At 60.0% G+C, this 24,654-nt stretch carries 19 protein-coding genes, 1 pseudogene and 1 riboswitch; of the genes and pseudogenes, 7 read left to right on the forward strand and 13 right to left on the reverse strand.

The features are described from left to right. Nucleotides 1-37: 37 nt before the first annotated feature. Both LNV07_RS02505 and LNV07_RS02510 read right to left on the reverse strand, forming a co-directional pair. Nucleotides 38-4,033 carry a hypothetical protein gene (locus LNV07_RS02505; RefSeq protein WP_263569578.1) on the reverse strand — a complete coding sequence of 1,332 codons (3,996 nt, stop codon included), beginning with the start codon at nt 4,031-4,033 and terminating at the stop codon, nt 38-40. A 157-nt stretch (nt 4,034-4,190) separates the two neighbouring features. Beyond that, nucleotides 4,191-4,388 (reverse strand): annotated as a pseudogene (locus tag LNV07_RS02510) (IS3 family transposase); the annotation flags it as partial. Here LNV07_RS02510 and LNV07_RS02515 point away from each other — a divergent pair. The 4 genes from LNV07_RS02515 to LNV07_RS02530 all read left to right on the forward strand — a co-directional run bounded on the left by LNV07_RS02515 (nt 4,357) and on the right by LNV07_RS02530 (nt 7,480). Next, nucleotides 4,357-4,668: a type 2 periplasmic-binding domain-containing protein gene (locus tag LNV07_RS02515; protein ID WP_263569764.1), complete on the forward strand. Its 312-nt coding sequence runs from the start codon at nt 4,357-4,359 to the stop codon at nt 4,666-4,668. The pseudogene LNV07_RS02510 and the gene LNV07_RS02515 overlap by 32 nt on opposite strands. A 362-nt stretch (nt 4,669-5,030) precedes the next feature. Further along, the gene (locus tag LNV07_RS02520) at nt 5,031-6,227 is read left to right on the forward strand and encodes an AlbA family DNA-binding domain-containing protein (protein WP_263569579.1); all 1,197 of its coding nucleotides are present in this window, start codon (nt 5,031-5,033) and stop codon (nt 6,225-6,227) included. Nucleotides 6,228-6,371: 144 nt separating this feature from the next. Then, the gene (locus LNV07_RS02525) at nt 6,372-6,683 is read left to right on the forward strand and encodes a hypothetical protein (protein WP_263569580.1); all 312 of its coding nucleotides are present in this window, start codon (nt 6,372-6,374) and stop codon (nt 6,681-6,683) included. A gap of 272 nt (nt 6,684-6,955) precedes the next feature. Beyond that, complete coding sequence (locus LNV07_RS02530; RefSeq protein ID WP_263569581.1) at nt 6,956-7,480, forward strand: hypothetical protein; 525 nt, start codon at nt 6,956-6,958, stop codon at nt 7,478-7,480. Nucleotides 7,481-8,114: 634 nt separating this feature from the next. Here LNV07_RS02530 and LNV07_RS02535 read toward each other — a convergent pair. Together LNV07_RS02535 and LNV07_RS02540 are read right to left on the reverse strand one after the other, a co-directional pair. After that, nucleotides 8,115-8,960, reverse strand: a complete 846-nt coding sequence (locus LNV07_RS02535) for an SIR2 family NAD-dependent protein deacylase (RefSeq protein WP_263569582.1) — start codon at nt 8,958-8,960, stop codon at nt 8,115-8,117. Nucleotides 8,961-9,133: 173 nt separating this feature from the next. Beyond that, nucleotides 9,134-9,631: a hypothetical protein gene (locus LNV07_RS02540; RefSeq protein WP_263569583.1), complete on the reverse strand. Its 498-nt coding sequence runs from the start codon at nt 9,629-9,631 to the stop codon at nt 9,134-9,136. Between the two features lie 239 nt (nt 9,632-9,870). On the opposite strand from LNV07_RS02540, the gene LNV07_RS02545 reads away from it, so the two are divergent. The 3 genes from LNV07_RS02545 to LNV07_RS02555 all read left to right on the forward strand — a co-directional run bounded on the left by LNV07_RS02545 (nt 9,871) and on the right by LNV07_RS02555 (nt 14,429). Beyond that, nucleotides 9,871-10,842, forward strand: coding sequence for a helix-turn-helix transcriptional regulator (locus LNV07_RS02545; RefSeq protein WP_263569584.1), 972 nt, complete (start codon nt 9,871-9,873; stop codon nt 10,840-10,842). A gap of 42 nt (nt 10,843-10,884) precedes the next feature. Then, nucleotides 10,885-10,991: riboswitch (SAM-I-IV-variant riboswitch) on the forward strand. Between the two features lie 55 nt (nt 10,992-11,046). After that, on the forward strand, nt 11,047-11,529 hold the full coding sequence (locus LNV07_RS02550; RefSeq protein ID WP_263569585.1) for a GreA/GreB family elongation factor: 483 nt from the start codon (nt 11,047-11,049) through the stop codon (nt 11,527-11,529). A gap of 689 nt (nt 11,530-12,218) precedes the next feature. Continuing rightward, a complete protein-coding gene (locus LNV07_RS02555) occupies nt 12,219-14,429 on the forward strand; it encodes a DUF1566 domain-containing protein (protein ID WP_263569586.1) in 2,211 nt (736 codons plus the stop codon). A 421-nt stretch (nt 14,430-14,850) separates the two neighbouring features. On the opposite strand, the gene LNV07_RS02560 is transcribed toward LNV07_RS02555, so the two are convergent. From LNV07_RS02560 to LNV07_RS02600, 9 genes are read right to left on the reverse strand one after another with little or no spacing between them, the layout of a single operon-like run. Further along, entirely contained in the window at nt 14,851-15,915 is a 1,065-nt protein-coding gene (locus LNV07_RS02560) for an LPD7 domain-containing protein (RefSeq protein WP_263569587.1), read from the reverse strand. 11 nt (nt 15,916-15,926) lie between these two features. Further along, the gene (locus LNV07_RS02565) at nt 15,927-16,607 is read right to left on the reverse strand and encodes an OmpA family protein (protein ID WP_263569588.1); all 681 of its coding nucleotides are present in this window, start codon (nt 16,605-16,607) and stop codon (nt 15,927-15,929) included. Nucleotides 16,608-16,632: 25 nt separating this feature from the next. Beyond that, the gene (locus tag LNV07_RS02570; RefSeq protein ID WP_263569589.1) at nt 16,633-18,600 is read right to left on the reverse strand and encodes a type IV secretory system conjugative DNA transfer family protein; all 1,968 of its coding nucleotides are present in this window, start codon (nt 18,598-18,600) and stop codon (nt 16,633-16,635) included. A 32-nt stretch (nt 18,601-18,632) separates the two neighbouring features. After that, the gene (gene virB11 / locus LNV07_RS02575) at nt 18,633-19,763 is read right to left on the reverse strand and encodes a P-type DNA transfer ATPase VirB11 (protein WP_263569590.1); all 1,131 of its coding nucleotides are present in this window, start codon (nt 19,761-19,763) and stop codon (nt 18,633-18,635) included. Further along, nucleotides 19,760-21,142, reverse strand: a complete 1,383-nt coding sequence (gene virB10, locus LNV07_RS02580) for a type IV secretion system protein VirB10 (RefSeq protein ID WP_263569591.1) — start codon at nt 21,140-21,142, stop codon at nt 19,760-19,762. Before virB10 ends, virB11 begins: the two co-directional genes overlap by 4 nt. Next, nucleotides 21,139-22,059, reverse strand: a complete 921-nt coding sequence (locus LNV07_RS02585) for a TrbG/VirB9 family P-type conjugative transfer protein (protein ID WP_263569592.1) — start codon at nt 22,057-22,059, stop codon at nt 21,139-21,141. Before LNV07_RS02585 ends, virB10 begins: the two co-directional genes overlap by 4 nt. A 7-nt stretch (nt 22,060-22,066) precedes the next feature. Further along, nucleotides 22,067-22,855 (reverse strand): VirB8 family type IV secretion system protein, encoded by a 789-nt coding sequence (locus LNV07_RS02590; protein WP_263569593.1) that lies wholly within the window; start codon nt 22,853-22,855, stop codon nt 22,067-22,069. Nucleotides 22,856-22,893: 38 nt separating this feature from the next. Beyond that, a complete protein-coding gene (locus tag LNV07_RS02595; RefSeq protein WP_263569594.1) occupies nt 22,894-23,595 on the reverse strand; it encodes a TrbJ/VirB5 family protein in 702 nt (233 codons plus the stop codon). Nucleotides 23,596-23,604: 9 nt separating this feature from the next. Further along, nucleotides 23,605-24,654, reverse strand: a complete 1,050-nt coding sequence (locus LNV07_RS02600) for a TrbL/VirB6 family protein (protein WP_263569595.1) — start codon at nt 24,652-24,654, stop codon at nt 23,605-23,607.

A 24,654-nucleotide genomic window follows, 5' to 3' on the forward strand; every position in this document is an offset into this window, starting at 1 on the left:
TGTGGGACTCTAAGGTGTCTACTGAACTAGAGGCGATTCACCCTGAGGCGCTCGGTCTTTTTTCCTTGTTCTTCGGCTGCATAAATTGCAGCACCTGATCAACGCAGGCCGGGTCGCCCAGGTCATCCAGCGCGGTGTCGCGCAGTTTTCCCTCGCCCCCGGCAAGTGCCCAGGACACGCCCACGCTGCCGGGAGGCAGCATCCGTCCGATTCGTTCTGCGAACTCTTGGTCATGCTCCCGGAGCACCCAGATGGCGAGAAGCAATAGCACGCGCCGGGTAGAACTAGTCGAAAGCGTTTCGGCTGCTGCGAGAACTGCATCGGCGTCGCCAGCGCAAGCCAGCAGCACCAGCAGCCTCGACGCCACAAGCGGAATCTTGCCCGTCAGAACCTTCGGTGTGATGCGCTGCAGGACCAAAGGCACGATGCGCTCGCTCCCGACCGTCAACGCATGCGCCGCAAGCTGCCGAATCCACTTGTCGCCGGGATTCAGGGCAATGTCCATCAGCGCCTCTTGGAAGCGCTCCTCCGCCTCATTCACCAGCAACACGAAGATGGCGTACCGCAGATCCGAGTCGCGGGTGTCGATGGCCAGGCTGTACAACTCATCGGCAGCAGCTGCGTCCAACGTACCGAGCATTCCGAGCACTTTGACAGCAGCCTGCGCGATCGGGAGGTTCTCATCTTCGCCGTCGTAGGCCGACGAAGTGGACCACTCGTTCTTGGACAGCTGCAACAGCGCAGCGCGATGGTCAGGATGAGGCTTCGCGTCGAGCAGATCGACGAGGGTTCGACAGACGCGACTGCCCTTGTTCTCGGCGAGCGCCAGAATTGTTGGAGGCAGCGGAGCCGGCAGTGGCGTCGCCAGGGCGGTCAATGCCGGGGCGACAACATCTGCAAAACGGTGCGTCAGGCCCGCCTGAACGTCCTCAGCCAGGCCGCGCCGAATGGCGAAGTCAATCGCGAGCTCTGCAGCCGTCTCATCATCAGAATGAGCCAGGAGCCACCGAGCGTCTTCTGCGGAGCCGACGGGCACGTACGAATCCAGCTTAGTCCGGAAAACGCGCACTTCCTCGCTGGACGTGGTGATGCGACTGACCAAAGACTGTGCTTCGCTAGAGAGAATTGGCGCCAGCTTCTTCTCGAACGCATAGGCAGCATCGCTGATCTCGTCGAACGGGCTCGGAAGCGATGGAGCAGTCCAGGGTTCTGCGCCCTCCTCGCGATGTTTTGCGAAGACATCACGCCGGCCGCGCAAGTCGCCAAGCTCCAAACAAATTTCGACCAAGCGCGCTTCATTGCCCGCTTGAACGAGCTGTTCAATCACCCCAGCAAAGCGATCGACCGCGTTTTCGACCAGGCACGTCAATGCACCGATACGGACACCGGGGTCTTGATGACCTCCCAACACCAGGTCCACCAGGTCTTGCTCAAACTTCGGCACCCAGTGCTTGGTCAAGACGAACCAAAGCGCGTCCTCGCCAGCCCTGTGTCGCATTACTCCGTAGATGCCCTTCAGCTCGTCAACCGAGGGCGGGGCATCTCCGACAAGCCGATTCAGCCAGCTTGGAAGCAGTTGGTCACGGTGACGATGCTCAAGCAGATGTTGCCAACCCAGCGTTGCGCGGACCTTGTCGATATAGCCCGCCAAAAACTCACCAGCGGTCCAGCCACTGTCATCCTCGGCGTAGTGCTGGGCGAAGTCGTCGTTGAACTCCTTGTTCTTGCGACCGAGCGTGAACTCCGCCGCCCGCAGCTGCTCCGCCTCGCTTGGGGTGAGCTCCGCAACGGCCAAATCGACGATTGCCTCGAACCCCTGCAGGTCCCTCAGCGCGCCCGTAGAAATGGCGTCCGCGGAGCTGATGTATCCGAAGTGCACCGCAGTGGACGCCGCGTCGAGGAATGCTGGCGTTAAGTTCGGCGCCAGTCGTTCAACGGCCGTCACGAAGTTTGCGCGGAGGTCATGACGGCCATGCGGCAGAACGTCCCGGATGAAAGTCTCAACCACCACCCTGACCGACCCGTCCGCCCGCATACGTTCGTACCAGGCCTCAGGGTGCGCTGGTTCGCCCCAAACCATGAACCCCCCAAAACTCCGGTCAGACTGGTGTAGAAGGAAGCGCGCCACCTCCGCAACATTGCTGGCGCTGGATCCGACCGACTCAGCAAGCCTGAGGTTCCGTTCGAACTCTTTGCCACCCTTGCGGACCGCGTCGATCAACCATGCGTCAACCTTTGCCTGCACCTCGGCCGAGAGCTTGGGCCGCAGCTCTGGCGTCCGATCCAGTGCATAGAGCAACCTGACAGAGGCGGCAACGCCCCACGCCTCGTCTGGCCCACCCGGGGAGGAAAGCGTCTCGATGAGAAGCCGAAGCGACTTGACCGTCATGGTCTCAGCGCGCTTAAGCGCCTGTTCAATGCCTGCCTCGACCCGCGGATGGTAGTAACTCACCGTGCCCTCGGACTGGCGAAGGTTCCGCGCGGCGACGAAGAAGTTGACCAGTGGCATCGCCCCCTTTCCGAAGGCGTCGTTCGCGTCGGCAAGCGCACCGTCGATCTGGCGTAGCAGCTGAAGCGACAGCTTGTCATTCGCCTTCAGCAGACCCCACAGCACAGCGGCAGCGCGGACATCGTTGCGCCCTTCAACCTGGTCCACAACCGTACGTTCGATGGAGTCCTGATGAGCACGCTGAATCGCGTCGCTGATCAGCTGGAAGTCAGAGCGCTTCTTGGTGTCTGCCGGCGTGGCCAGTGCGTCGAAGAACTTCTGAATCTCGAGCGGCGTTGCAAGTTCAGCCAGCACGACCGACTGGTTCTCCTTAGCCAGCGTCTGGACGTTGCGGGGCAAATCACCGATGCGGGTCTGGTATAGGCGCTGCCGCTCGCGGACCCCGTAATGCTCAGCCTCAAGGCTCACTTCCCAGCGCTTGACCGTATGGAGCGCACCGGAGCTTCTAGCGACGTCCAAACGCGAAGTGGCAACGACCAGCCGGTCGGGCCGGGCATGCACGAAGTGCTGAGCTAGCTGATCGTTCCACGGGCGACTTCTGGGATCGAAGTCGTAGCGCCCCCACGGGTCCTCGATGTCATACAGAACCGGCGGCGGCGTCCGGTCGTCTCTGATCTGGTCAGGTCCGAACTTGATGGGAACCCGGGTGAGACCAGGAATTGCCTTGCGCAGCTCGTCGAAGAGCTTCAGCGTGGCCATCGTTTTTCCTGTGCCCGACTGACCGATGAGCAGCGCCGCGTTGTTCTCGATCATTGCTGCTTTGATTTCTGCCCAGTTGGTTGGCTTCACGTAGTGCTCCAGCTCAGGGGAGCTCGCGATGTAGCCGTCGTGAGTGCGGATGACCTCCTCGAGCTCGGCACGCGTCCAGCGGCCTCCACCGGCACCGCACATGCGGGCGCGGGCTTCGTCCCGCAGCTTTCGGCGGCACTCTTCCAACCTCGCGTTCGGTACGCGCAGTTTCTCCGAGAGCAAGGCTTTGATGTCCCGCTCGAGCCGCTCTAAGTCCTGGTTTCCGACTATCGCCACCCGTCCCGCTGAACCAGCAGGCATCGCATCCTCGATGGAGGTAACCATATCGGCGGCCTTCGGCCAGAGCCCTGCACTGCGAACCTGCAGGCCTCGGGCCCCTCCATTAACACCGGAGGATGTCACCAGGAGGTATCGATTCTGAGGATCCGCCAACCGGCTCGCCGCAGAAGGACGGTTTGTTCCGTGCTCGAGCAGCCTTTTCACCCCAGCAACAGACCAAGCGTCGCCGCTGCGGAGCTTTGCCTGAACAATCAAGCGGTACTGTTCGACCTTCGCGGTCGTCACCACGCGCCCAGGCTCGGTTTCTGCAAGATCTGCTTCGATGTCCTCCTCAGTGGCCGGCTCGAGGACAACTTCCTTTGCGAACTCGCTTGACAGCACTAGGTCGAGCGCCAACCAGACGGAGACGTCGATCTGATACTCGTAGCCGGCCATCGAATGACTGCCGGAGCCGGCCTTCTTCTTGATCGGCGCTTTGGCTTTCTTGTTGCTCACGTCCTATCCTTGCCTATCAATCAATTTTGGTTCTCGCCTGCGCCCTAAACGTCAGCGGCCAGTCGAATCCCTGAGAACTGCCACCGGTCGGCAGGATAGAACAGGTTGCGGTAGGCGATCGGGCCCCCGCAGCTCCTAAACCCGCTCAGTCTCTACATTAGACCTGGTGGGCGGGGTGATTCTGCAGCCTTCGGAACTCCAGGGGCGACATAAACTTCATGCTTGAGTGAGGAAGGATTTCGTTGAAGTGCTCGAACGCTGCGGGTAGTTGCACGAGCACCATCGGCGCTTTGCGCAGACCCATGCGGCTAATGCAGTCGAGCTTGAAGGTGTTGACGAAGCTCGCCAACTCTCCGCGACGCGCATGGTTTTGTGTGCTTCACCGGAAAACCTGCGGCGCTATGGCGTCCCAGGGCACCCGTCAGTCGGTCAATATCTACACGTTGCTCACCACCGGAGATAACTGGGAATTCCAGGGGCCGGACGGTACTGTCAGCGTCAAGGTTCAGCAGCGCATGCGCTCCAACGGCGGTGACACATGCTGCACGGCCGGGCTCTGCCATATGGGCATTGTGCTGCAGCCGTCATTTCTGGTCTATGTGTCGAGGTCCGGTGGCTGTTCTCTGCGGCCGTGACATGGCAGACGTTCCCACTGTTTTGTAGGGTGAGCGTGCTGGTGTAGATCGGCTCAGTGCCCGAAGCGGGTATTCGGCGGCACCCTGATGGCCCGTTCGTCACCGTACACAAGAAGTGGGAGAACCTTAAGCTATACACTCAACTCAAGCTCGGCGACTTGCATCGGGGTAACTAGTAACAAGAGCGGCAAAACTCAAATCAGATATTTGCCGTTTGTCTTTTTAAATCCATCACTTGCAGGCTGGTTTATCCGACAGTCCGATGTTGTTGCGCTCTCGGGAGCGGCGTACAACAGTTAGGCCGCATCAAACACCGACCGCGCCACTCGCAGCGTTCAACAACCCCCGTAGGAGCACCCAGATTGCTACTCCAACCCCTAGAGCAGCTCAATGAGCAACTTCTCCAGAAGCTCTGTGATGACAGGTGCCCTGAATCGCAAACTTTGGAATTCAAGCGCGAGATTCCGGGGAGTGCTGAAAAGGACAAGCATGAGATCTGTAAAGACGTCGCCGCCTTGGCGAACACCGACGGCGGCGACCTGGTTTACGGAATTGAAGAGCACGCCGGAGCGGCAGGTGCGATCCAACCAATCACCACCGAACCAGCGGACGCTGCAATGCGCAGGATCGCTCAAGTCCTGGATGCCGGAATCGAACCCCGGATTCAAGGAATCAAGATGCGCCACGTTGATGCCACTGGTGGCTACGCGATAGTACTCAGAGTGCCAGCGTCATTCGATGGCCCTCACTGCATCCGAACAAACAGCAGCAGGCGATTCGTCATGAGAAACGGAACAAGCACCACAGACATGTCCTTCGACCAATTGCGCGGCGCTTTTGATCGAACGGCCACACTTGCTGAGCGCGCACGTCACTTCATTGCCGATCGCCTTCAGCAAATCGCTACGCGCAAGACAACAGCACCGCTGATGGAGGGCCCGCAATGGATTGTTCACTTGGTTCCCGTAGCAGGATTGGCCGGGCGGAGGACAGTTGACCTGCGAAGCATCTACTCCAAGACTTTCACTGAATTCCTGGGTACTGACTGGGGTGGTGGCAGCCGAACGTACAACTTCGATGGTCTCCTTATCCATCCGGGCGGGAAGCAAGACCATGGTTTCTACGCCTACAACCACATCTTTCGAACTGGCGCACTTGAAGGTGCGCAGTTGGGCGGCGCGACTTGCGTAGTTTCTCCAGGCGTGGAGAAGCCAGTCGTCTGGTCGCTAGACATGTCCATGTTCTTCTACTTCACGGTAAAACAGTACTTGAACGCAATGAAGGCGTGGGGTTTCGCTGGACCAGCAGTTTTGAGCGTCGCAATCCTAAACGTGAAGGGCTTTGAATTGGGCATCGGCGAGATGTTCCACAGGTTTAGCCGAGCAACCGCTGACAGACCGCACCTGATCCCGGCAGAGCTCTGGATAGAAGACATTGACTCGATCAGCATTGATGAAGCTATGCGTCCTCTTCTAGACAATTTGTGGCAGGGCTTTGGCGCTGAGCGCTGCCTCGACTTCGACGAGAAGACAGGAACGTTTGCGCCAAGGCGTGGCTAGTGAGCGCTCGCGAGATGCGGCCTAACCGGGCGTTCGAGCCGCCTCGCAACGGCTGGTCACTCCAGGCCCCATTTCATTTTGGGCCTTCCGTCCCCAGCCGTCGCTCGCGGCTCAACTTCGACGCTAGAACTCAAGGTCGCGAAATTGCCCATACGTAACGTCCTCCAAATACTGCTGCTGGCCATCGCCTACATCCTTGCGGGGTGCTCTTCAGGAGATCCAAGCCGCTTGGGCGGGGCCTGGCTGATGACTGGCCCGGTGAAGATGAAAGTCCAATTCCGCCAGGGCGAAGTCGAGGCATTGGGCAATATTGACAAGGTCTCATACGAATCGAAAAGCAACGACGTGATCGTTACCTACGAGTCGGGTTTGATGAAGGGCACCGCAATGCGCTACACCCTAGTTGGCGGCGACACTGCACGCTTTGAACTCGGCGACATGAGGCGCACCAAGTGAGCGGCGAGTTGAGTCCCAACCTATTGCTAGAGCGGACTCGCGCCGGCAAGCCGCCGCTCTCGGCTCAGCTTCGTTTGGCCGCACAAATGCCCCCTTGGGACATGGAAGCCACAAGACAAGCTGTGCAACGCCTGCACGGTAAAGCGCAGTTGGACTTGGCCGCCCCCTGCCTCCGCTCCCTTGCTGACCGCCAGTTCTACGCTCGCTTTCACTTCGGCAGGGCACGTGCGACTCTAGCTCGGTACATCAAGACTCTTGACCCAGAGGACCCCATGCCCACTCTATTCGGTCAGGATGACGAGGGATGGCAACGGTTCAATGTGGTCATCCGCAAGCTTGCTGCTGACGTCACTGCTTGCGTCCAAAGCATCCACGCTCTGCCAGACATACTCGCGAGCGCCGTCTATTACTCGCTGGCGCTCAATCGAACCTATACGCCACGCGACGGTGGCTATGTGAATCATGCGTTTGTGGTGAAGGCGCTTGCAAGTCTCAAGGGCGCTCAAGCCGTCCGCGCCTCGCTCACCCAGATGACCATGAGTACAAGCTATAAGCACCTCGCAGCCCTGTCCAATCAGTCAAAGCACTACAGCATCGTGTTCCCCGCTTTGAACACCGACCTCACGGGAGAACGAGAGCAGCAACACCTGCTTGTCATCCCTGCCTTCAGGTCCAGAACTGGAACGTACCCTCAGGTTTTCATGTCAGAGTTCTTGCCGCCGGTCTACGAGCAAACGAACAAGGCAGTCCTGGCAACTGGTCATGCGCTCCATGCTCATCTCAGCAGTGCGGCCTAACCCTTCGGGAGAGGCGAGGCCCAACGGCAATGCCCCCACCTCACCTCGAACGGTAGATGCTGAAGCTGTAGTTGCTCCCTATGTCAGCTTTGTGGTGGGCAATCTTGCGGCTGCGGTGTCTGCTTTGCGTCGCCAATTGTGGGCCTATCCCGAGCATCAAGTGACAGCTCCGGGCACATTGCGCCGCTGGGACTCCACCCAATTTGTGCTGCCTGAACTCGCTTCGGCTGCCCAGTACGAGTCGGAGCCCGCGGCCAATTTGAGCCGGAACGAGTGGCCACGTTCAATCGGAATAGGTGGCTAAATTGGATCGGAATGGGCGGCGCTTTTGGCCCGGTATATACAAGCTTCCAATACACGCTGCCCCTCAACGGCCGGGTACCGCCCGTTCCTGGCTGCGCTGCGCTTGCGGCGCTCACGCGGGTACGCCAACCGGCCGCTGTGATGGCGCGGCCTTGTCGAAGACCCTGACCTTCAGCGTTTGCCCCGCCTGCAGCCTTTATGCCAGGTTGTCCGCAGCGGCGCTCATCACGGCCAGGCGCTGTTTTTCGGGCACATGCTTGGCGACCAGCACGGCTTCCAAGGCGGACAGCACAGCCATGCGGCCACGACCATCGCCGCGTGTCAATTCGCATCATGGCGTACCCAACAACTCTGCAATCCCCTCCAGCCCCGCCAGCGCCCCCGAAGGCAAACTAACGTCCAAGCCGGTCGGCACCGCCGCTTCGGCCGGGTTGATACGAATCAGCCGCCCGCCCATGTCGTGAATGACCTGGTGACTGAAGTGGCGCACCGAGGGGATGGCGGTGCCTGCGCCAAGCTCAATCACCAGCGGACGCGATGCCGAGCCAAGACCGGCCAACCAGGTGTCTTGCCTGGCGGCTTGATCCGTCGTGCGCTGCTCCAGCCAGCCCCAGTCGCCAAACATCAGGATGTTCGGCCGCGCCAGGCCGCCACACTTCGGGCAGGTAGGTGGTTCGCTCAGCAGCCGGCATCTGGCCTCGTCCACTTCCGGGTGGAAGTCATCGGCCGCCCAGATTTGCGCGCAACAGGGTTGTAAGCATTGCAGATGGTGGATGGAGCCATGACATTCGTGCACGGACTCCGGCGCGAAGCCTGCCTTCTGGAACTGCCCGTCGACATTGCTGGTGAAGACGGTATAGCCCTGCAGCATCTGCTCGCCCCAGGACTTCAGCAAGGCGAAGCCTGCGTGCGGGATGGTGCGGCGGTAGAGCGCCAAGCGGTGGCCGTAGAAGCCCCAGGCCAGTTCGGGTTCGGTCCTGAAGCTTGCCGGGGAGGCGATGCTTTGGAAGTCGAGCCCGGCTTGGCGCAGCGCTGGGTAAGCGCGCCAGAAGCCGTCTTTGCCTCGAAAGTCGGGCAGGCCTGAGTCGATGCCGATGCCGGCACCCGCCGCGATGATCAGCGCGTCGGCCTGCTCGATCAGTTCGGCGGCTTGTTCCAGTGCGGTGTGAATGCCCATGCTTGTGCCTTGGCTTGTTGCGGTCAATCGCATTTCCGGCGGGTGTTTCTTTATGGATTTTTTTGCTTGGTTTTCCGGCATTCTGGCCCAGTGGCTGGCCTCGTTTACCGACATTGCGCAACGGGTTCGAAGCTGCTGCCACGAGGCCATCTCTGCCCTGCGCTAACGCCGTGTCAGCGGGGGCGAATCGAGCGCAGCAGGCGCTGCAGCCGCACCGGCGTCCAGGCGTCATTGCCATAGGCGCCCAGCAAACGATCGAACAGCCGGCCCGCGTCGTCGATCAGCGCCGGATCCAGGCATTGAAGGTGAGGCAGCAAGACGGCCGAGACTTCTTGATTGCTGCACTTGTTTTCAGGCGGCGGACTGCGCCGGTCAATCCAGTCGGCCAGCAGCAGCCACATCACGCCGGGGCTCTTGACCAACTGGCTCAGGCGCCAGAAGGCCTGGCTGACGTCCGGGTGCACGCACAGCGCTTGGCAGTGAGAAGCCAGTCCGTAGACCTGACCGCCATGTTCCAGGTGCTCGGCGACGGCTAGGCACAGCTGCGTCAAACTGGCAGGCGGCGCTGGCGGCTTGAATTCGAAGGGGCGGCCCCCGTTCGGGCGGCCGCCGCCGGTGGCTTTGTCTCTGCGGCTTTGCACCAAGGCGGCCGCGAGATCTGAGCTTGTCATCGTCATCATTTGTCTGTTCTCCCTGAGGCATACCAAAGCTGCACAAAAAAATGGCGGCGGAGATCGATTGGCGAGTCTCATCGCAGCCTTCTTGGTAGCAATGATGAATATCCAGAAGCTCAAATACCGAGCTAGTCCATGGAGTTGGACGCTTGGGTGCGTAGCTCGGTCATGTTTGCCGGCTACAGTCCGAGTGGCTCAAGTCCTGAGCGTCTCAATCGGTTTTGTTCAAATCCGCCATGTCAAAAACTGCACGCGTCTACAAGATCGAAATGCTGATCCGCAATCGCGGTCATGTGAGTTTTCAGGAAATGAAGGACGAGTTGGAAGTGTCGGACGCCACGCTCAAGCGCGACCTCGAGTACTTGCGCGACCAACTCGGCGCGCCGATTGAGTACAGCCGCCTTGACGGTGGCTACGGCTTTGGCGCCGGCTACCGAGGCCAAGAAAAGCATGAGCTGCCGGGTCTGTGGTTCAGCGAGCGTGAGCTGTATTCGCTGCTGATGGCACACCAAATGCTGAGCGAGTTGGGCTCCGACGGCGTCATCAGCCGCCACTTGGCGCCCTTGCTGGAGCGCATTCATGTGCTGCTTGCACCCGGCGAGGCCGATGCCAAGGGGCTGCTCAAACGCATCAAGATCATCAGCCCGGCCAAGCGCCCGGTGCCGACGCAGTTTTTCGAGATGGTCGGGGAGGCGCTACTGAAGCGGCACCGTCTGCATCTGCGCTATCTGACGCGCGGCCGGGCTACGGTCAGCGAGCGCGATGTGTCACCGCAGCGATTGGTGCATTACCGAAACACCTGGTATCTGGATGCTTGGTGCCACTCGCGCAACCAGGTCTTGCGCTTCGCCCTGGACGCGATCGAAGAGGCTACGACGCTGGATGTCAAGGCCAAGGAAATTCCGCTCAAGCAGATTCAGGCCGAGATGGACGGCGGCTTTGGCATCTTTGCCGGCGAGAAACGGCAATGGGCAACATTGGTGTTTCAGGAGAAGGCTGCCCAATGGGTCAGCCGCGAGGAGTGGCATCCGGAGCAGCAGGGCGCATGGTTGGAAGACGGCAGCTATGAGCTCAAGGTCCCCTTCGTTCACGAGACCGAGATCGTGATGGACATCTTGCGGCATGGCAATCAGGTCAAGGCAGTGGCGCCGGCGAGCTTGGTGGCCGAGGTGGCGAGGCAGTTGGCAGAGGCGGCCGCCTTGTATTGATTGCCATCTTGGACAGCATGCACTGCTCGGCAGTTACAGTGCAACGCGCATCTTGAGATGGGTCGACGCCCGCGCCAACCTGCCCTCCCAGGCAAGGTGGATCGCGCAAGCGGATGTGGCCTCATCCGGGGGCAAAGATTCGGGTGCGGCATCTGCCGCACGAGTCGCTGGTCGAGTTGCTTTCTGAGATGCTTAGCTTTCATCATGGATAAATTTTTGCTGCAGCAGCAGGTGCTGGAACGGCTTGCCGAAGACCTGCTGCAAGCCGAACAGGCAGCGCGGGCGGCCCATGAAACGGCGACTCACGAAGAAAACATCGCCGAAAACAAATACGACACCTTGGGTCTCGAAGCCGCCTACCTGGCCACCGGCCAAGCTCGTCGCGCCGAAGCCATCCGCCAGGCGATAGCCAGTTGGCGCCAATTTCGCCCGCGCCCCTACGACGCCAGCAAAGGTATACAGCTCGGCGCCCTGGTCTGCCTGGTTGATGCCGACGACAAGCAGCAACAGCTCTTTCTCGGCCCGGATGGAGGCAGCATGAAGTTGGTCAGCGGCGCTCAGCGCGTTCAGGTCATCAGCACCGAAGCCCCGTTGGGCCGAGCCATGCTGGGTAAATGTGAGGGTGATGAGGTGGCGATACAGGTCGCTGCAGTCCGACAGCAGTTTGAGGTGCTGCGGGTTCATTAAGCCGCAAGCAATTTCACGCCGAATTGATCAGAAATTGATTTGCCCTGACCCCTTTGGGACGCTTTGCACAACACCTGGCGAGCTATGCGGATTTCTTTCGCGCTTCTCGGCCTCGCGCAGATCAATTCACTTCGGTGGCACTGACCGCGAGGCAGGTCAGTGCCCATTGCGGGTATTCGAAACCACCCCGTTAGCCAGCCGAATCAGCGTACTTCTTGGTAACTTCCGGCTGGTCGGAGCGTAGTCCATCGTGTTCGCTATGGGCCACCCGGAGAATGGGTGACCTGTTACTGGCCAATCCCCGCAAGAATCTCCCCGAATGAGCTTCTAGAGTTTATGCGAGCGGCGCGCTAGCCGCCTCAGTCGAGCGAAGCTGACCTCGCAAGGGGAATTCCGGATGCCTCCACCGTCCCAGGGACTCCATACTTGCTGAGGCGGTTGATTTCCTAACCGTCGTTATCCGTTCCGTCTTTATCTGTTGTCTAAAGGTGCTCGTGATTTCACTTCTCTGACTGCGCGCCAGCGAAGTCGTCTGGTTGAGCTTCGAAGCCCTTGATTGGACCGAGGGTTCCATTCCCATCAGAGTCTCAGCACAAAGTGTCGATCTTCTGGCGCTGCCAGCGGGTGTCGAGGCTGCCCTGGCCGACTACTTGCGTGGCGAACAATGTTGTATTTGAAAGAAATTTGTGATGAAGCGTTTGATACTAGGTGCAATGACGATCAGTTTGAGCTTGTCAATTTTGGCTCAAACCGTTGGCGACCCAAACAAATACAGCACTAGCCGTGACAACCCCAGCTGCAAATTTTTCGATGGTTTTGCCGACAACGGCGACGGTACGGTGACCGACCCACGGAATGGCTATATCTGGAACTTGTGCCCAGTTGGGCAAACATGGAACTTGGCGGAAAAAAAGTGTGCCGGAGATCCGGCATATAAAACTTGGTATGAAGCGGTCAATCAAACCAAAAAAATTGAAGACTCATCCTGGCGCATCCCGACATTACGCGAAGCCAACTCAATAGTTGGAGTATATGAAAAGGGGTGCAAAGAAAATGGCACCGATAAAATCGTGGGCCGAGCAACCATTGCGCGTTACGACAATAGTATTCAAGCAATTTCAGAAAAATTCATCCAGAAAATAGGTCAGAACGGATTTCCTGTTGAATTTTGGACACTCTCAACATGTCAAAAAAACGATGCCTTTGCTTGTGTAGTAAACGGAAAAACCGGTGAGGTTTTAGATAATATATCAAGAAACAATATCAGATTGGTCTACCTAATTAAGAACGGAGATAGAAAAGGGGATAATGAGTATGCCATGTTGGCCAAAAAATTCCCTAACTTTGTTTCTGTCGTAAAACTTGAAAGATCTGATCAAGATAAAGAGGTGAATACAGAAAACGAGCTGCAGCCAGTTATCCCCCCGCTTGTTTCAACGGCAAGCTCAGGCAAACCGGCAAAATCATATATTAATTCTTCCCGTAACAGTTGCAAGCCATTTTCAAAGTACATATATACGGAATATGGAACAGCAATTGATCCAAGAACAGGCCTTGAATGGACGCGATGCATGCTTGGACAAAGCTGGAATGGCTCAACTTGTACAGGCAATGCAATCACCGAAGACATCGGGATAGATTTGAAAGAATTGCAATCACACTTAAGTGATGTCCAGTTCGCAGGATCCACGGAATGGCGGCTTCCCACCGGGGCTGAAATGTCGATTTCATTTCATGAGGATGAGCCAATTGAATGCCAAAAGAATTCAGGTGCATTCGTACCGCCATTCTTATACTCTATGAGCGATACCGAGGCAAAGGATCCTCGATTTTTCACTGCGCCGTATCGAACTAATGGCATGAGCTATGACGATCTTGATAGTTACGGTTACGGCGATCCGTTGAAAATAAAGAAGCATCTGATTTGCGATGGAAACTATTGCCTCAGAAGGCAAGGGTATGATTTAAGCGGTGCCGGTTGGATTTTTGTGCGTTTTGCATCGAAAAGCATCCCGAAGCCAGAGTTTGGGGCAAATGAATTTGTCGATCCAGCGACCTCCTTGGCATGGCTGAGGTGCCCAGTTGGAGCGAAGGTTGCCATTGAGAATGGCGTTGAGCTTTGCAAAGCCTTCGATACTTCGCTGTTCTCTATCGATGAAGCCTTGCATAAGATTCAAAAGGACTATCGAGACTGGCGATTGCCGACGCCAACAGAAATTATGTATCTTGTTGGACGGAGTGCTAGAATGAATAGAATTCCATATTGGCTTACTACGCTCAATCGAGATTCATGCTCATATGCTGCCTCGACCAACGCCAGAATATTTCCCAATGGCCCACATAGGAATGACAGTTTTGTATACGCAGCAAATTCAAGGAGAGATGGGTGGGATAGGTCATTTCGCTCAGTCAATCTCGTACTCAATGAGAATTTCTGCGCACTCTCGGCGAGTGCTTACGGCACCGAGAAATTGCCACTTTTCTTGGTCAAAGGGCACGATAGCTCGGGCAATTGGGAGAAGCTTGTTTCAGAGAAGTTGACCGCACACAAAGTTCAAGTTCAGGCGAGCCAACAGATTCAGAGAGATAATCTTGCATTCGAAAGTTCGTTTTCTGGGAAGTTGTTGAAAAGCCTTTTTGGCAAAGCGCCAGATAGCGCATCGGCAAATTCAACGTCACAGGCCTCCGGCGGCGGGGCTTTTGTCTGCACAGGAAAGTGCACCGGATCCTGGATGAAGAACGGGAGCACCTTCACGGTATCCGTCAGTGCTCCTAGCCTCGACAAGGCAAGGGAGGCAGCTGCGGAAGCTGCCAACAAAGATGTCTGCAAGGCCGATGCCAAGCGCTATAACCAAGGCATGTCGGCCAATTGGGTAGAAGTTCGGTGCCAGGCACGATGAAGACGCGACCCTGCGCGGTAGCTGAGGTCGCGTAAGCCCCCCCCTGTCAAGCCCGCTCGCTTGGAGTTTGCCTGCGAACTCCAACATAGCTAAGCGACACCAAGCGTACTCAAGGATGCGCCCGATACGGGGGGTTGCAGTGTTCTCCGCCAACCTACAAGTTTGTCGATGGCGGCTGTCAGACGATTTCGTGTGCGCACGCAGTGACGGCAATTGACCGCTTTGGGCACATCGCAGCCGCTGTGACTCCACCTAATTTGTGCTGACTTAACTCGCTTCGGCGGTCCAGTACGAGTCGGAGCCCGCGGCTAATTTGAACCGGAACGAGTGGCCACGTTCAATCGGAATTGGTGGTTGAGTTGAAGCGGAATGGGCGGCATTTTTGGCCCGGAATACACAACCAGCCAATACGCGCAGCCCATCAACGGCCGGGAACCGCCCGTTCATGGCTGCGCTGTGCTTCAGGTACAAGCGTGGGTACGGCCACTGGCCGCTGCGATGGCGCGGCCTTGTCGAAGACCTTGACCTTCAGCGTTTGCCCCGCCTGCAACCTTTGCGCCAGGTTGTCCGCAGCGGCACTCATCACGGCCAGTCGCTGTTTTTCGGGCACATGCTTGGCGACCAGCACGGCCTCTAAGGCGGCCAGCACCGCCTTGCGGCCACCGCCGCCGCGTGCGGATTGCTTGGCTGGGTTTGCTGTTGCCTTGCCGACGCTCATGGCATTCGCGCCGCTGGCGGCAGGCTGATGTTCGATGCGATTGAGCATGCGGGCATCGCGTTCGCGACTCAGCAGCTCCTGGTCGGCTCGCTGTGGCTCGTAGCCATGCGCCTTGATGCCGCGCAGCGAGGCTTCCAGCCAGATCAGGCGCTTGAAGTCTTCGTTGCCGGATACCCGCAAGGACTTCCAGTTACGGGACTCGGCCACGTCGACCATGGAGCGGGCGACCGAGGGGTTGTTGTTGTCGGTACTGAGCTTGAAGGCGGACTCGGTGAAGGCGACCCGGTTGCTGTCACCTCGGTAGCGGTATTCGGTGTGGCCGATGCCGATCTCGCCCAGTTTCATGGGCGGGCGTTTGATCAGGTAGCGCTCCTGCAGTGTTTCGGTCAGTTGCTCGGCGCGTGCTGCACGGTCTGCGGTCAGATCGATGTTTGATGAACTTGGCGATTTGGGCGGTGCCGTTTGTTCAATCGGCCGCTGTTGCTGTTGCTTCTGCCATTGCCCATTGACCTTTTCGACAGGCGTGCGCTTGCCGTCCTCGTCCACCGCATGAAAGCGACTGGCCCCGAGTTGATCGGCCTTGGCGCTCATCGCTTCAAGGCCCTTGATCCGATAGGTCACTTCCGCAAAAGGATCGTAGAGTTCATAGCGTTGCCCGGCCGTCTCGGTAGGCGCTTGCTGAATCGGCGGTGTGGCGGCGTTGGCACGTTTGATGGGCTCAACGCTGCCGCCGGGTTTGTGGGCGGCTCGTCCAGTTTCAGTGTTCATGGGAAGTCCTTTCAGCGTTGCACTTGACCGGACAGGGCCGCCATCTGAGGCACCCAGCGATACAGCTCAATCTCTACGCGGCGGTTCAGGCTCTGGCCATGGTTGCTGTCGTTGTCGGCCGCGTGGTCACCCGTCGGCTGCCAGGTGCTGCGAATGCGCGTGGCTTCGACGCCGGATTGGACGAGGTAGTCGCGCACCGCTGCCGTGCGATCCCTTGCGATGCGACTCTCGGCGGGTCGATCTGCCGTACCGTCGGTGCGCCCCCGCAGCATGACCAGGGCGGCGCCGCGCGCTTGCTCTATCAGCTGTGCGGCTTCGGGTGCGGCCATCTTCAGTGCGGTGCTGCCGAACGCGAAGTGCACGGTGAATACGACATTAGCCAGGTCGGTTGACGCGGGCTTTGGCATCACCGCCTTTTGCAACAAGGCCAGGCTCAGCGCCAAGTCGTTGGCTTGTTGTTTCGAGAGTTCGGCGAGGCGGGTTTTGTCATCCAAGGCCAGGCGTTTGCTGTGCAGCTCGCCCTTGCAGGCCTGCAAATCGATCGCCGTGGCCGTGTTGGCCGGACGCTTCAAGGACTCGTCAACGCTGGGTGGCTTGGGTGGCGAACTGCAGGAGCCGAGCAGCAGTGGCGCAAGAACAGCGGCAAGAACGGCGGCCAACACGGAAGAGAGCAAGGGCAGGGCGGTACGCATGGTGGGCTCCTTGGCGACTCAAAGATCAGGATTGATTGGCAAGCTCGGCTTGGGCTGATTCAGCGACTTCTTCAATCACACCGCCCATGGCTTGCTCCGGCATGGACACGACGGTCCTGGCGAAGAAGTCATCGACGCAGGCCGTGATGTCGGCCGCGCTGGCCGATTCGCCTGGCAGCATCAGATCGCTGAAGTCTTGCGCCAGCCGATTGATGTCAAAGCCTTTGTCCGCCGGGACCTCGTCCTCGGCATAACTCCAGCGTTGCTGGACGCGGGCGAAGTGCAGGTCCATATCAATCTGGGGTACTTTCGGCGGCGGGAGCAGGCGGGTTTTGAACAGCTCGTCGCGGTGGTAGCGGATCTTTTCCGCCAGGATGGGCTTGCAGTTCTCGAAGATCACGACGAGCCGCTCGCTGCCCAGCTCCTTGAACTCTTGCGGCAGCAGCAGAGCGCGACGCTGATCGCTTTCGTTCTGGCTGACGCTGCTGTGGCCATGCTCGCTGAAAGAGCGGCTGCGCCCGCGTGAGGTGGCTCGCTCGGTGAAGTGGCCCAGCATCGCGCTGTACTCGTCGGCGTCGCGTTGCTCGCGCGGTGCATAGAGAATTTGCAAGCCGTGGTTGGTGGCGAAGGTGCGGGCTTCCTTCTCGCCGTAGACCGCATCGAGCTGGGACATCGCCTGCACAACGGTCAACAAGCGCAGGTTGTAGCCGGCCAGGAAGGCGGCCGCCGACGAGATGATGCCGACCCGGCCCATCGCGGTGAATTCATCGTTAACCAGCAGGCATTGGACGGTGAGGGTCGGGTCTTGCTCGGGCAGGTGCTGGGTGTTCAGGCTGACGAGTTGCGAGAAGAACAGATTCAGCAAGGGCCTGGCGTTCTGCAGGCGATTCGGCGGGATGCGCACATAGATGCTCATGCGCCGGCGCCGCAACTCATCCAGCCGGAAGTCGTCGGCGCTGGTGGCGGCGTCCACCACGGCGTCGGCAAAGATGGTTAACGGCGCATTGAAGGTGGCGACGATGCTGGTGAGCGTGTTCTCGGAGTTAGCCAGCAGGCGCTGCAAGGCGTCCACGCATTCATCCGAGTAGGGCGCCGCGTCACTGCGGCGCTGTTCGATCAGCGCCGTTAAATGGCCTTTGAGCGATTGACCCTTGCCCGAGGATTGGCGCAAAAGCTCGCCGATGGTTCGCGGCAGCGTGGGCGATTCCAGCAAGAACAGGCCCAGGCCGAGAAACAGGTTTCTGGCCTGATCGTTGAAGAAGGCCTCGGACGAGGTACCGCTGCCGTCGTTCGGGAAGAAGACCTGGCCGATGGTCAGCAAGTCGCCGACTCGGTGCAAAGGGCTGCTGCGCACGGCGCTCAGCGGGTTCCAGCGATGGCTGCGGGCCGCGTCGTCGAAAGGCGAGAACGCATACACGTCTTGGCCATGCGCGGCGCGAAAGCCGGCGGTGATGTCGTAGTTCTCGCCTTTGATGTCCAACACGACGGCCGAATCGGGCCAGTGCAGCAGATTGGGGATGACCACGCCCACACCCTTGCCGCTGCGCGTGGGCGCGGACAGCATCACGGAGAGCTGGCCGGGCAGGGTTAGGAAGCTGCCCCGGTATCGGCCAATCAGGATGCTCGGCGAAGGTGTGGCTTGCCGATTCAGCAGCCCGGCACGCGCGACCTCGCCGGGATTGGCGAAACGGGCGTCGCCATGCAGACGTCGCTGCGGGCGCGTGGCCGAAAGCAAGGCTGCCGGCAAGACCAGCAGCACGCCCACCCCAGAGACCACTATGGATGCAATGAGTTTCTTGCGCAGCAACTCCTCGTCGGCATACAGCGCCCAGTAGTGCGTGATGCTCAGCAAGCGCGCCTGGCTCGGGTTCGCCTTGTTCAGCAGCAAGAAGATCACCGCCGACAGATACAGCGCCGCGCAGGCCAGCGCCGCGAAGCCAAGCAGCGCAAACAAGGTGGCCGCCAGCTTGCGCTCAGCCGGCCAACTTGACATCGATACCGCTGTAGGCAGGGCCGCGCTGCTGTTCACGATGCGGCCTCACTCGACTGGCCAGAGGCGCCGGCCACCAGCACCGATTCGTCCCAGCGCCCCAGCCGTTGCCGGCGGGGCTCGTAAAAGATCTCCGAGATGAAGCGCCCGCGCTCATCGCGGTCGAACTGCACCACCACGTCAATCACCACGCCCAGCAGCCACTTGATCTCGTTCATGCGCAGGCCGCCACCGGCCCCACTCTCGCGGATCATCAGCGACATCTGCTCAAACGCCAGCGCGCAACTGCCCGCATGCACGCTGGTGATGCTGCCGGGGTGGCCCGAGGCGGCAAGCCGCACGAAGTAAAAGCACTCGTCCCCGCGCAGCTCGGCCAGGAAGATCCTGTCTGGCTTCATGCGCAAGCAGGCTTCCAGCAGTGACTTGGCCGTGACCCGTGCCGTGCCTTGTGCGTCCTTGCTGTAGAAGAGATGAACGACGTTGGGATGGTTGGGCAGGGTCAGCTCGGCGGTGTCCTGGATGGTGATCAGGCGCTCATGCCGGGCCACTTCTTCGACCAGACCCTTCATGAAGGTGGTCTTGCCGGAGCCGGTCTTGCCGCTGACGACGATGGTCTGGTGCTTGCGCACCGCCAGGCGTAAAAAGTCGGCATAGCGACCGGCTTGCTTGAACGCGACGAGCTCGCGCTCAAACGGCAGCAGCTCACAGCCGGCCGTGCGGGTGACCGTTGCGTGATTGGCATCGACCCGCTCAAACAGGCCGTCACGCTCGAAATCATCCAGGCGCTTGATCATGTGCGACGGTTTGCGCACCGTGATCGAGACGGTGCCGCGCGAGACCGCTGGCGGGATGACGATCTGGATCCGCTCGCCGCTGGGCAGGGTTGCCGATAGCAGCGGGTGCTCTTGGCTGATTTGCTGGTCGGAGAAGGTGGCGATTGCCGTGGCCAGCGACAGGCAGCGCTCCAGCGTCAGCTCCGGCACCGCGACTGTCTGCCAGCCCTCAAACGTTTCGACCAGCAACTCGCCCGGCCGATTGACACAGACCTCCAGCACGCCGGGCGCGTCCAGCTGCTCGCGCAGCGGGCGCAGGAACTCGATCACCGAGGTGGCGTCGCCGCACCAGCAGTCTGGGGCGCCTGCCCGGTCGAGTAATAGGCTACTCACTTGGACACCTCCGTCAAAGCGTAGACCGAGGAGAAGTCCACATCGCGGGCGACGTAGATGGCGACGATGGCGCCCTGGTTCTGATAGATCAGGGGCGGGATGTTGATCGTGCTGTCCAGTACCTTCTCGGCCAGCTTGCTGGTGTTGGCGGTGGTGGCGGGCAGCAGAATGGTGTCGCCCTGGTTGCTGTTGCTGTTCGAATGGTTTTGCATCACCAGCTTGACCGAGTCATCGATCAGCGACAGCAGCATCGCCGCGCCCAGGCGTTCGCCCCAACGGTTGTCGGCAAAGCCGTCTATGCCAGACTCGCCCAGCGGTCCGGTGGCGGGGGATTCGATATCGACCGTGACGCCAAGCGGTGTGCGAACGCGTGTCCACAGGACAGGGATGCGCACCATGCCGGGCCGCACGGCGCCGATACGGTATTCGCCGTCCATGTGCGAGCCGCGCTCGATCAGCAGCACCCGGCCGTCGTCGCCATAGACATTGCGCTGCACCTGGCAGCTGACCAGGCCCGAGGCGGCGCTGATGATGCGGGTTTTGAGGGCGCAGGTGAAAGCCGTGCCTTTGGGCAAGGTCAGGCTGCGCTGGGTTGGCGTGCTGGCGAGCATGGCGGCTGCCACGCGGGGAGTTGCCGAGGCTTGCAGTTGGCCGCCGAACAGGCCGGTGTTGGGTGTGGCTGTGGAATGGCCCGGCGCTGTTTGGCCGAGGTGAGTCGGCGGCGCTGGGATCTCTTGCGCGCCCAGCGCCAACTCGGAACTCTTTGTCAGCGTATCCAGCAAGCCTTGCAGTTGCCGTTGATAGCCTTCCAGGTTGCGCTTGGTACCGGCGAGCGGGTCATCGGGGTTATCGACCGCTGTGGTCCGACCGGCCGCCGTAGCTGCCGTACCTCCGCTAGGCCTGCTCGAAACAAGCGTTACGGGCGCGTCCTGCGGTGAAATGCGCTGCGGACCTGAACTTGTAGGCTCGCCGGTGCGGCGCACCCCGATCGGCTCCGGTGATTCATCGTCTGCGCTGGCGATGATGGCTGGAATCATTCGATCGCTCGATGCCGAGGCCGGCGCGTTGGGCTGCACTTTGGTGGGAGTAGTCATGTCGAGCTTGCGTGGCTCGGCTGCGGCCGCACTGGGCCTATCGGTCAGCCGCTTGGCTTCTGCGTCAGCATCCTTTTTGCCGCTGGAGAGAGCGCGGTTGACGGCGAAGGTCGTTGCCGCGATCAGGGACAGCAGCATCAACGCGACCGCCAGAATGGCTTTCCACGACAGCCTGCTCTCGCGGGCGTCTTGCGCGATGTCTGGTATGCGTGGATTCTTGTCGCTGGGTTCATCGCCCATCGGCTCGACGGTGTTGATGCTTGCGTTGGCGCTGGTGGCGTTCATGGCAAGCTCCTGGCTTCATCGGCGCGCTCATCAACTTTGAGTGTTCGCCGCAACCCGGCTACGGTGCTGCCGCCGATGGGAGGGCGCCCGTCCAGATCGAAGGCTTCGTTCCAGACACCGACCACCGCCGAGCCTGCCCGTAACATCAAGCGCCGGCTGACCCGGTCCGCGACCAGCAGTTCGCCGGCCATGCGCGCGTTGACGAGAGACTCTGTGCCGTCGCCTTGAACGTGGAACACCGCCGGCAGCTCGGCATTGCCGGGAAAACGGAAATAGGTGAATCGGCCATCATCGAATACGAGCGTGGGCACGATGTCTTGCGAGTCGCGACCTTCGGCGATGGCGTAGTTGACGTTGACCAAGTCCGGCGGCGCCGTGGTTCGCTCCGCTGTCCGCTCGGTCATCGGCTCGAGCGGCGCCATACCGATCTGTGTCGGTGAGACCAACATGGCGTTCGGGCGATTCGCAACACTCGCGTCCCGCGCGGCCGGCGCCTTGACCAGCAGTCGGTAGATCGGCTGTCTCACATCGCCATCGGCCAAGAGCACGAATCTGAATGCGTGGCTGCGTTTGTCGGTCACCACGGCCAGGTTGTTGGGTCCGCTGGCCAGCGTCTTGGGCTTGACGAAGATATTGCGGCCACCCACTTGGGCGGCAATGCACCAGCTGGCCTCGGGCTTGCTGCAGTCGGCACCCAGGCCCGAACCCACATCGGTGATGGCTTCGCCCGCGTCCAGCATCAGATGCGTGACGATGCCACGTTTGACCGGCACGGTGATCACCGCCTGCGGGTCGTACCAAAGCTCTTTCAAGCGGGGGTCGGCACCGGTGTTCTGCGCAGTCGCGGCACTGTTGGCGGCCGCCAAGCCGACGATCAGCCATGCGGCGGCGAACGGGCCTTTGGTTTTGTTAGGCATGACAACCTCACGGCTTTGTTGTGCTGACCTGCGCGGTGTTTATGGGAACGGAACCCAGCGTGGCCGGCGGCGTATTGATCTCGGGGTCGGACCGGTAGGCGGTGACGACGAAGCCGAACGGGTTCTCCAGCCGGTCTTTCTCCTTGGCCAGCACCTTGGGTTGGTACTCGAAGATGACGCTGGCCACATGACGCGTGGTCACGTCCGGCAGATTGCGCTCGGGCTGGCGGCTCAGCTTGTCATAGGTGACCGTGGCCTCGCCCCGATTGCCGCGCCGCCCGGCCGCAGAGAGGCGCACGCCAATGATGTTGATGCGCCATTCTTCGCTGCTGGCGAGCTTCTTCTGTAGCGCGGCTTCGCCTTCGAACAAGCGGTTGTAGTCGCTGAAGACCGTCGGCACCGCCATCCTGGCCACCTGTTCGAAATCACGCTGCAGCCACCACCAGCTATAGCCTTCGCGGGCCCGCACAAACACCGCCAGATTGTGTTTATCCAAGGCTTCTTGCGGTGGAATGGTTTCTTCGCTCAGTCGCTGCTGTATCGTGGTCTCGCCGGTGGTCTTGTCCACCACGATGGGAATGCCGACCACTTGGCGCAAGGGCCCTTGCGCCAGTGCGGCCAATACGCCCAGCATGGCCAGCAGCAGGCCAGCGCCGCCGACCAGCCAGCCGCGTCGCTCGGACTTCTCCAGCATCAGTGTGCGGTCAATCTCCCAGGCCCGATTGGCGGCCGTTGCGATACGGCTTGACTCGGCCGAAGCCGAGAAGCCTGTGCTTTCCAAAATGGCGCTGTCCATGACTCACCTCGCATCTCTCGCTGGATCGCATTCGTGACTCAAGGCAAGAAATCAGAGATCTTGCCGGTCCGGTTCAGCATCTCGTACTGTCGTTCGCGGTCGCGCGAGCGGGCAATGCGCTCCTCGCTGTCGGCCATGCCTTGCAGCATTTGCACTTGCGACATTTCATGCGCCAGCAAGGCGTTCTCGGCGCCGATGCGGGCCTGAATCTCCTGCACAGCTTTTTGGTCGGCGGTGGCATCTATCTGCCCCATCAAGGCATTGATCTGCGACAGACGGCCCGAGGCGGACTTCATCGCATCCTGCAGCAAGCCCTTGTGCTGGTAGGGCTGGGCCAGCGCGGCCTGGCAGTTGGTGCGTGCTTGGCCGACCAGGTCTAGGCAGTTGTAAACCATGCCGGTATCCCGCAATCCCTTGGCCGTGAGGTTGAGTCCGCCGTAACCCGAGCTGCCGACGGCATTGACGGCGGTATACGCGTTGGCCGGCACATAGTTGCGCAGCAGCGGATTGTTGGCCACAGTACCGAGCAGACGCTTGCCGTTCATGCTGGCGATCTGCGCTTGCAGCTGGGTGATCTGCTGAATCTGGTTCTGGATCGCAGTGATGTCGTTGACGACTTGCTGGACGGTTTGCACCAGATTGGCAACGTCAATGACGGGGATACCTTGGGCGTGGCTGCCGGTCGAAGTGACGGTGAGCAGCAAAGCGGCAAGGGCGATGGGGGTGCGAGAGTTGGTCATGATGACTCCTCAGGAACGGCCGCGCAGGGCCGCAAGTTTGTAGGCTGCGACACGCGCTTGGCCGTAGCCTTGGCGTGCCAATCCACCGGCGGCGCCTACGGCATAGCCGGCGGCGTGTGGAATGCCGGCGCCACTGCGCATGGTTCCTCCGCCCGAACCCGCTGCGCCGGACCGGCCAGCACTTGAGCGCAGACCCGACACCATCATGGCGCTCTGGATCATCTGAATGCCTTGCTGTATGGCCGCGCCGCCGGTCAGCGCCGAGGCCAGGCTGGGTGCCTGGAAGCAGATAATGGCCATGACGAGCATCAGCACGCAGTAGCGAGTGGCTTCGCCGAGGACGTTGAAGGCACCGCCAAGGAAGCCTCCGCCGTCGTTGATCGCCTTGAACATCTCTTGCCCAATGTATGTGCTGAGACCCAGCGCAAAAAATGCGAACCAGGTCAGGACGATTGCGTTTAGAGCCATGGAAAGCCAACTGTCGAAGAATCGTTGCGTGGGCTTCCATGCGAGGCAAAAGATGAACAAGGGGCCGACGGCAATGACAAAGTTCAGGAACACCGTTGCCAGCGTCACAACAAAGACGGTGATGCAGAGAAAGGCGACTGAGCCGATGGAGAACACCGCGGCGGCGACCAGCAGATCCAGTCGGGTGATGCTCGCCTCCTTCATGATGTCGGCGACTTGATTGCTCGCTTTATCGTTGAAGGTGTCAAGCAGGCTGTATGGCGATGTGATCGTTCCGACGGGCGCAATCGAAGGTAGAAAGGTTGTTGCTACGCCGGTGGCCAGAGAATTGGCGGTGTCGGCCACATTGGTGATGTAGAAGCCGGACTGCAGCGCAAAGGCGAGGATCAAACCGATCTTGGTGACTTTCCAAAGAAAATTTGGAACGGTTTCCGACACCTCGTTGCGCAGCACTGCCCAGCCATACAAAAGCACCCAAAGCGTCATGGCCGTCAAGGCGATGGGTGCCAAGGCAGTCATCAAGCTTGAGACAACGCCCAGCACATAGACGCTCATGACGGCTGTAAGTTTTACGCCAAGCCAGGTAAACAT

The sequence above is a fragment of the Roseateles oligotrophus genome (assembly GCF_025717515.1).
In the GTDB taxonomy this organism is placed as follows: domain Bacteria; phylum Pseudomonadota; class Gammaproteobacteria; order Burkholderiales; family Burkholderiaceae_C; genus Paucibacter_A; species Paucibacter_A oligotrophus.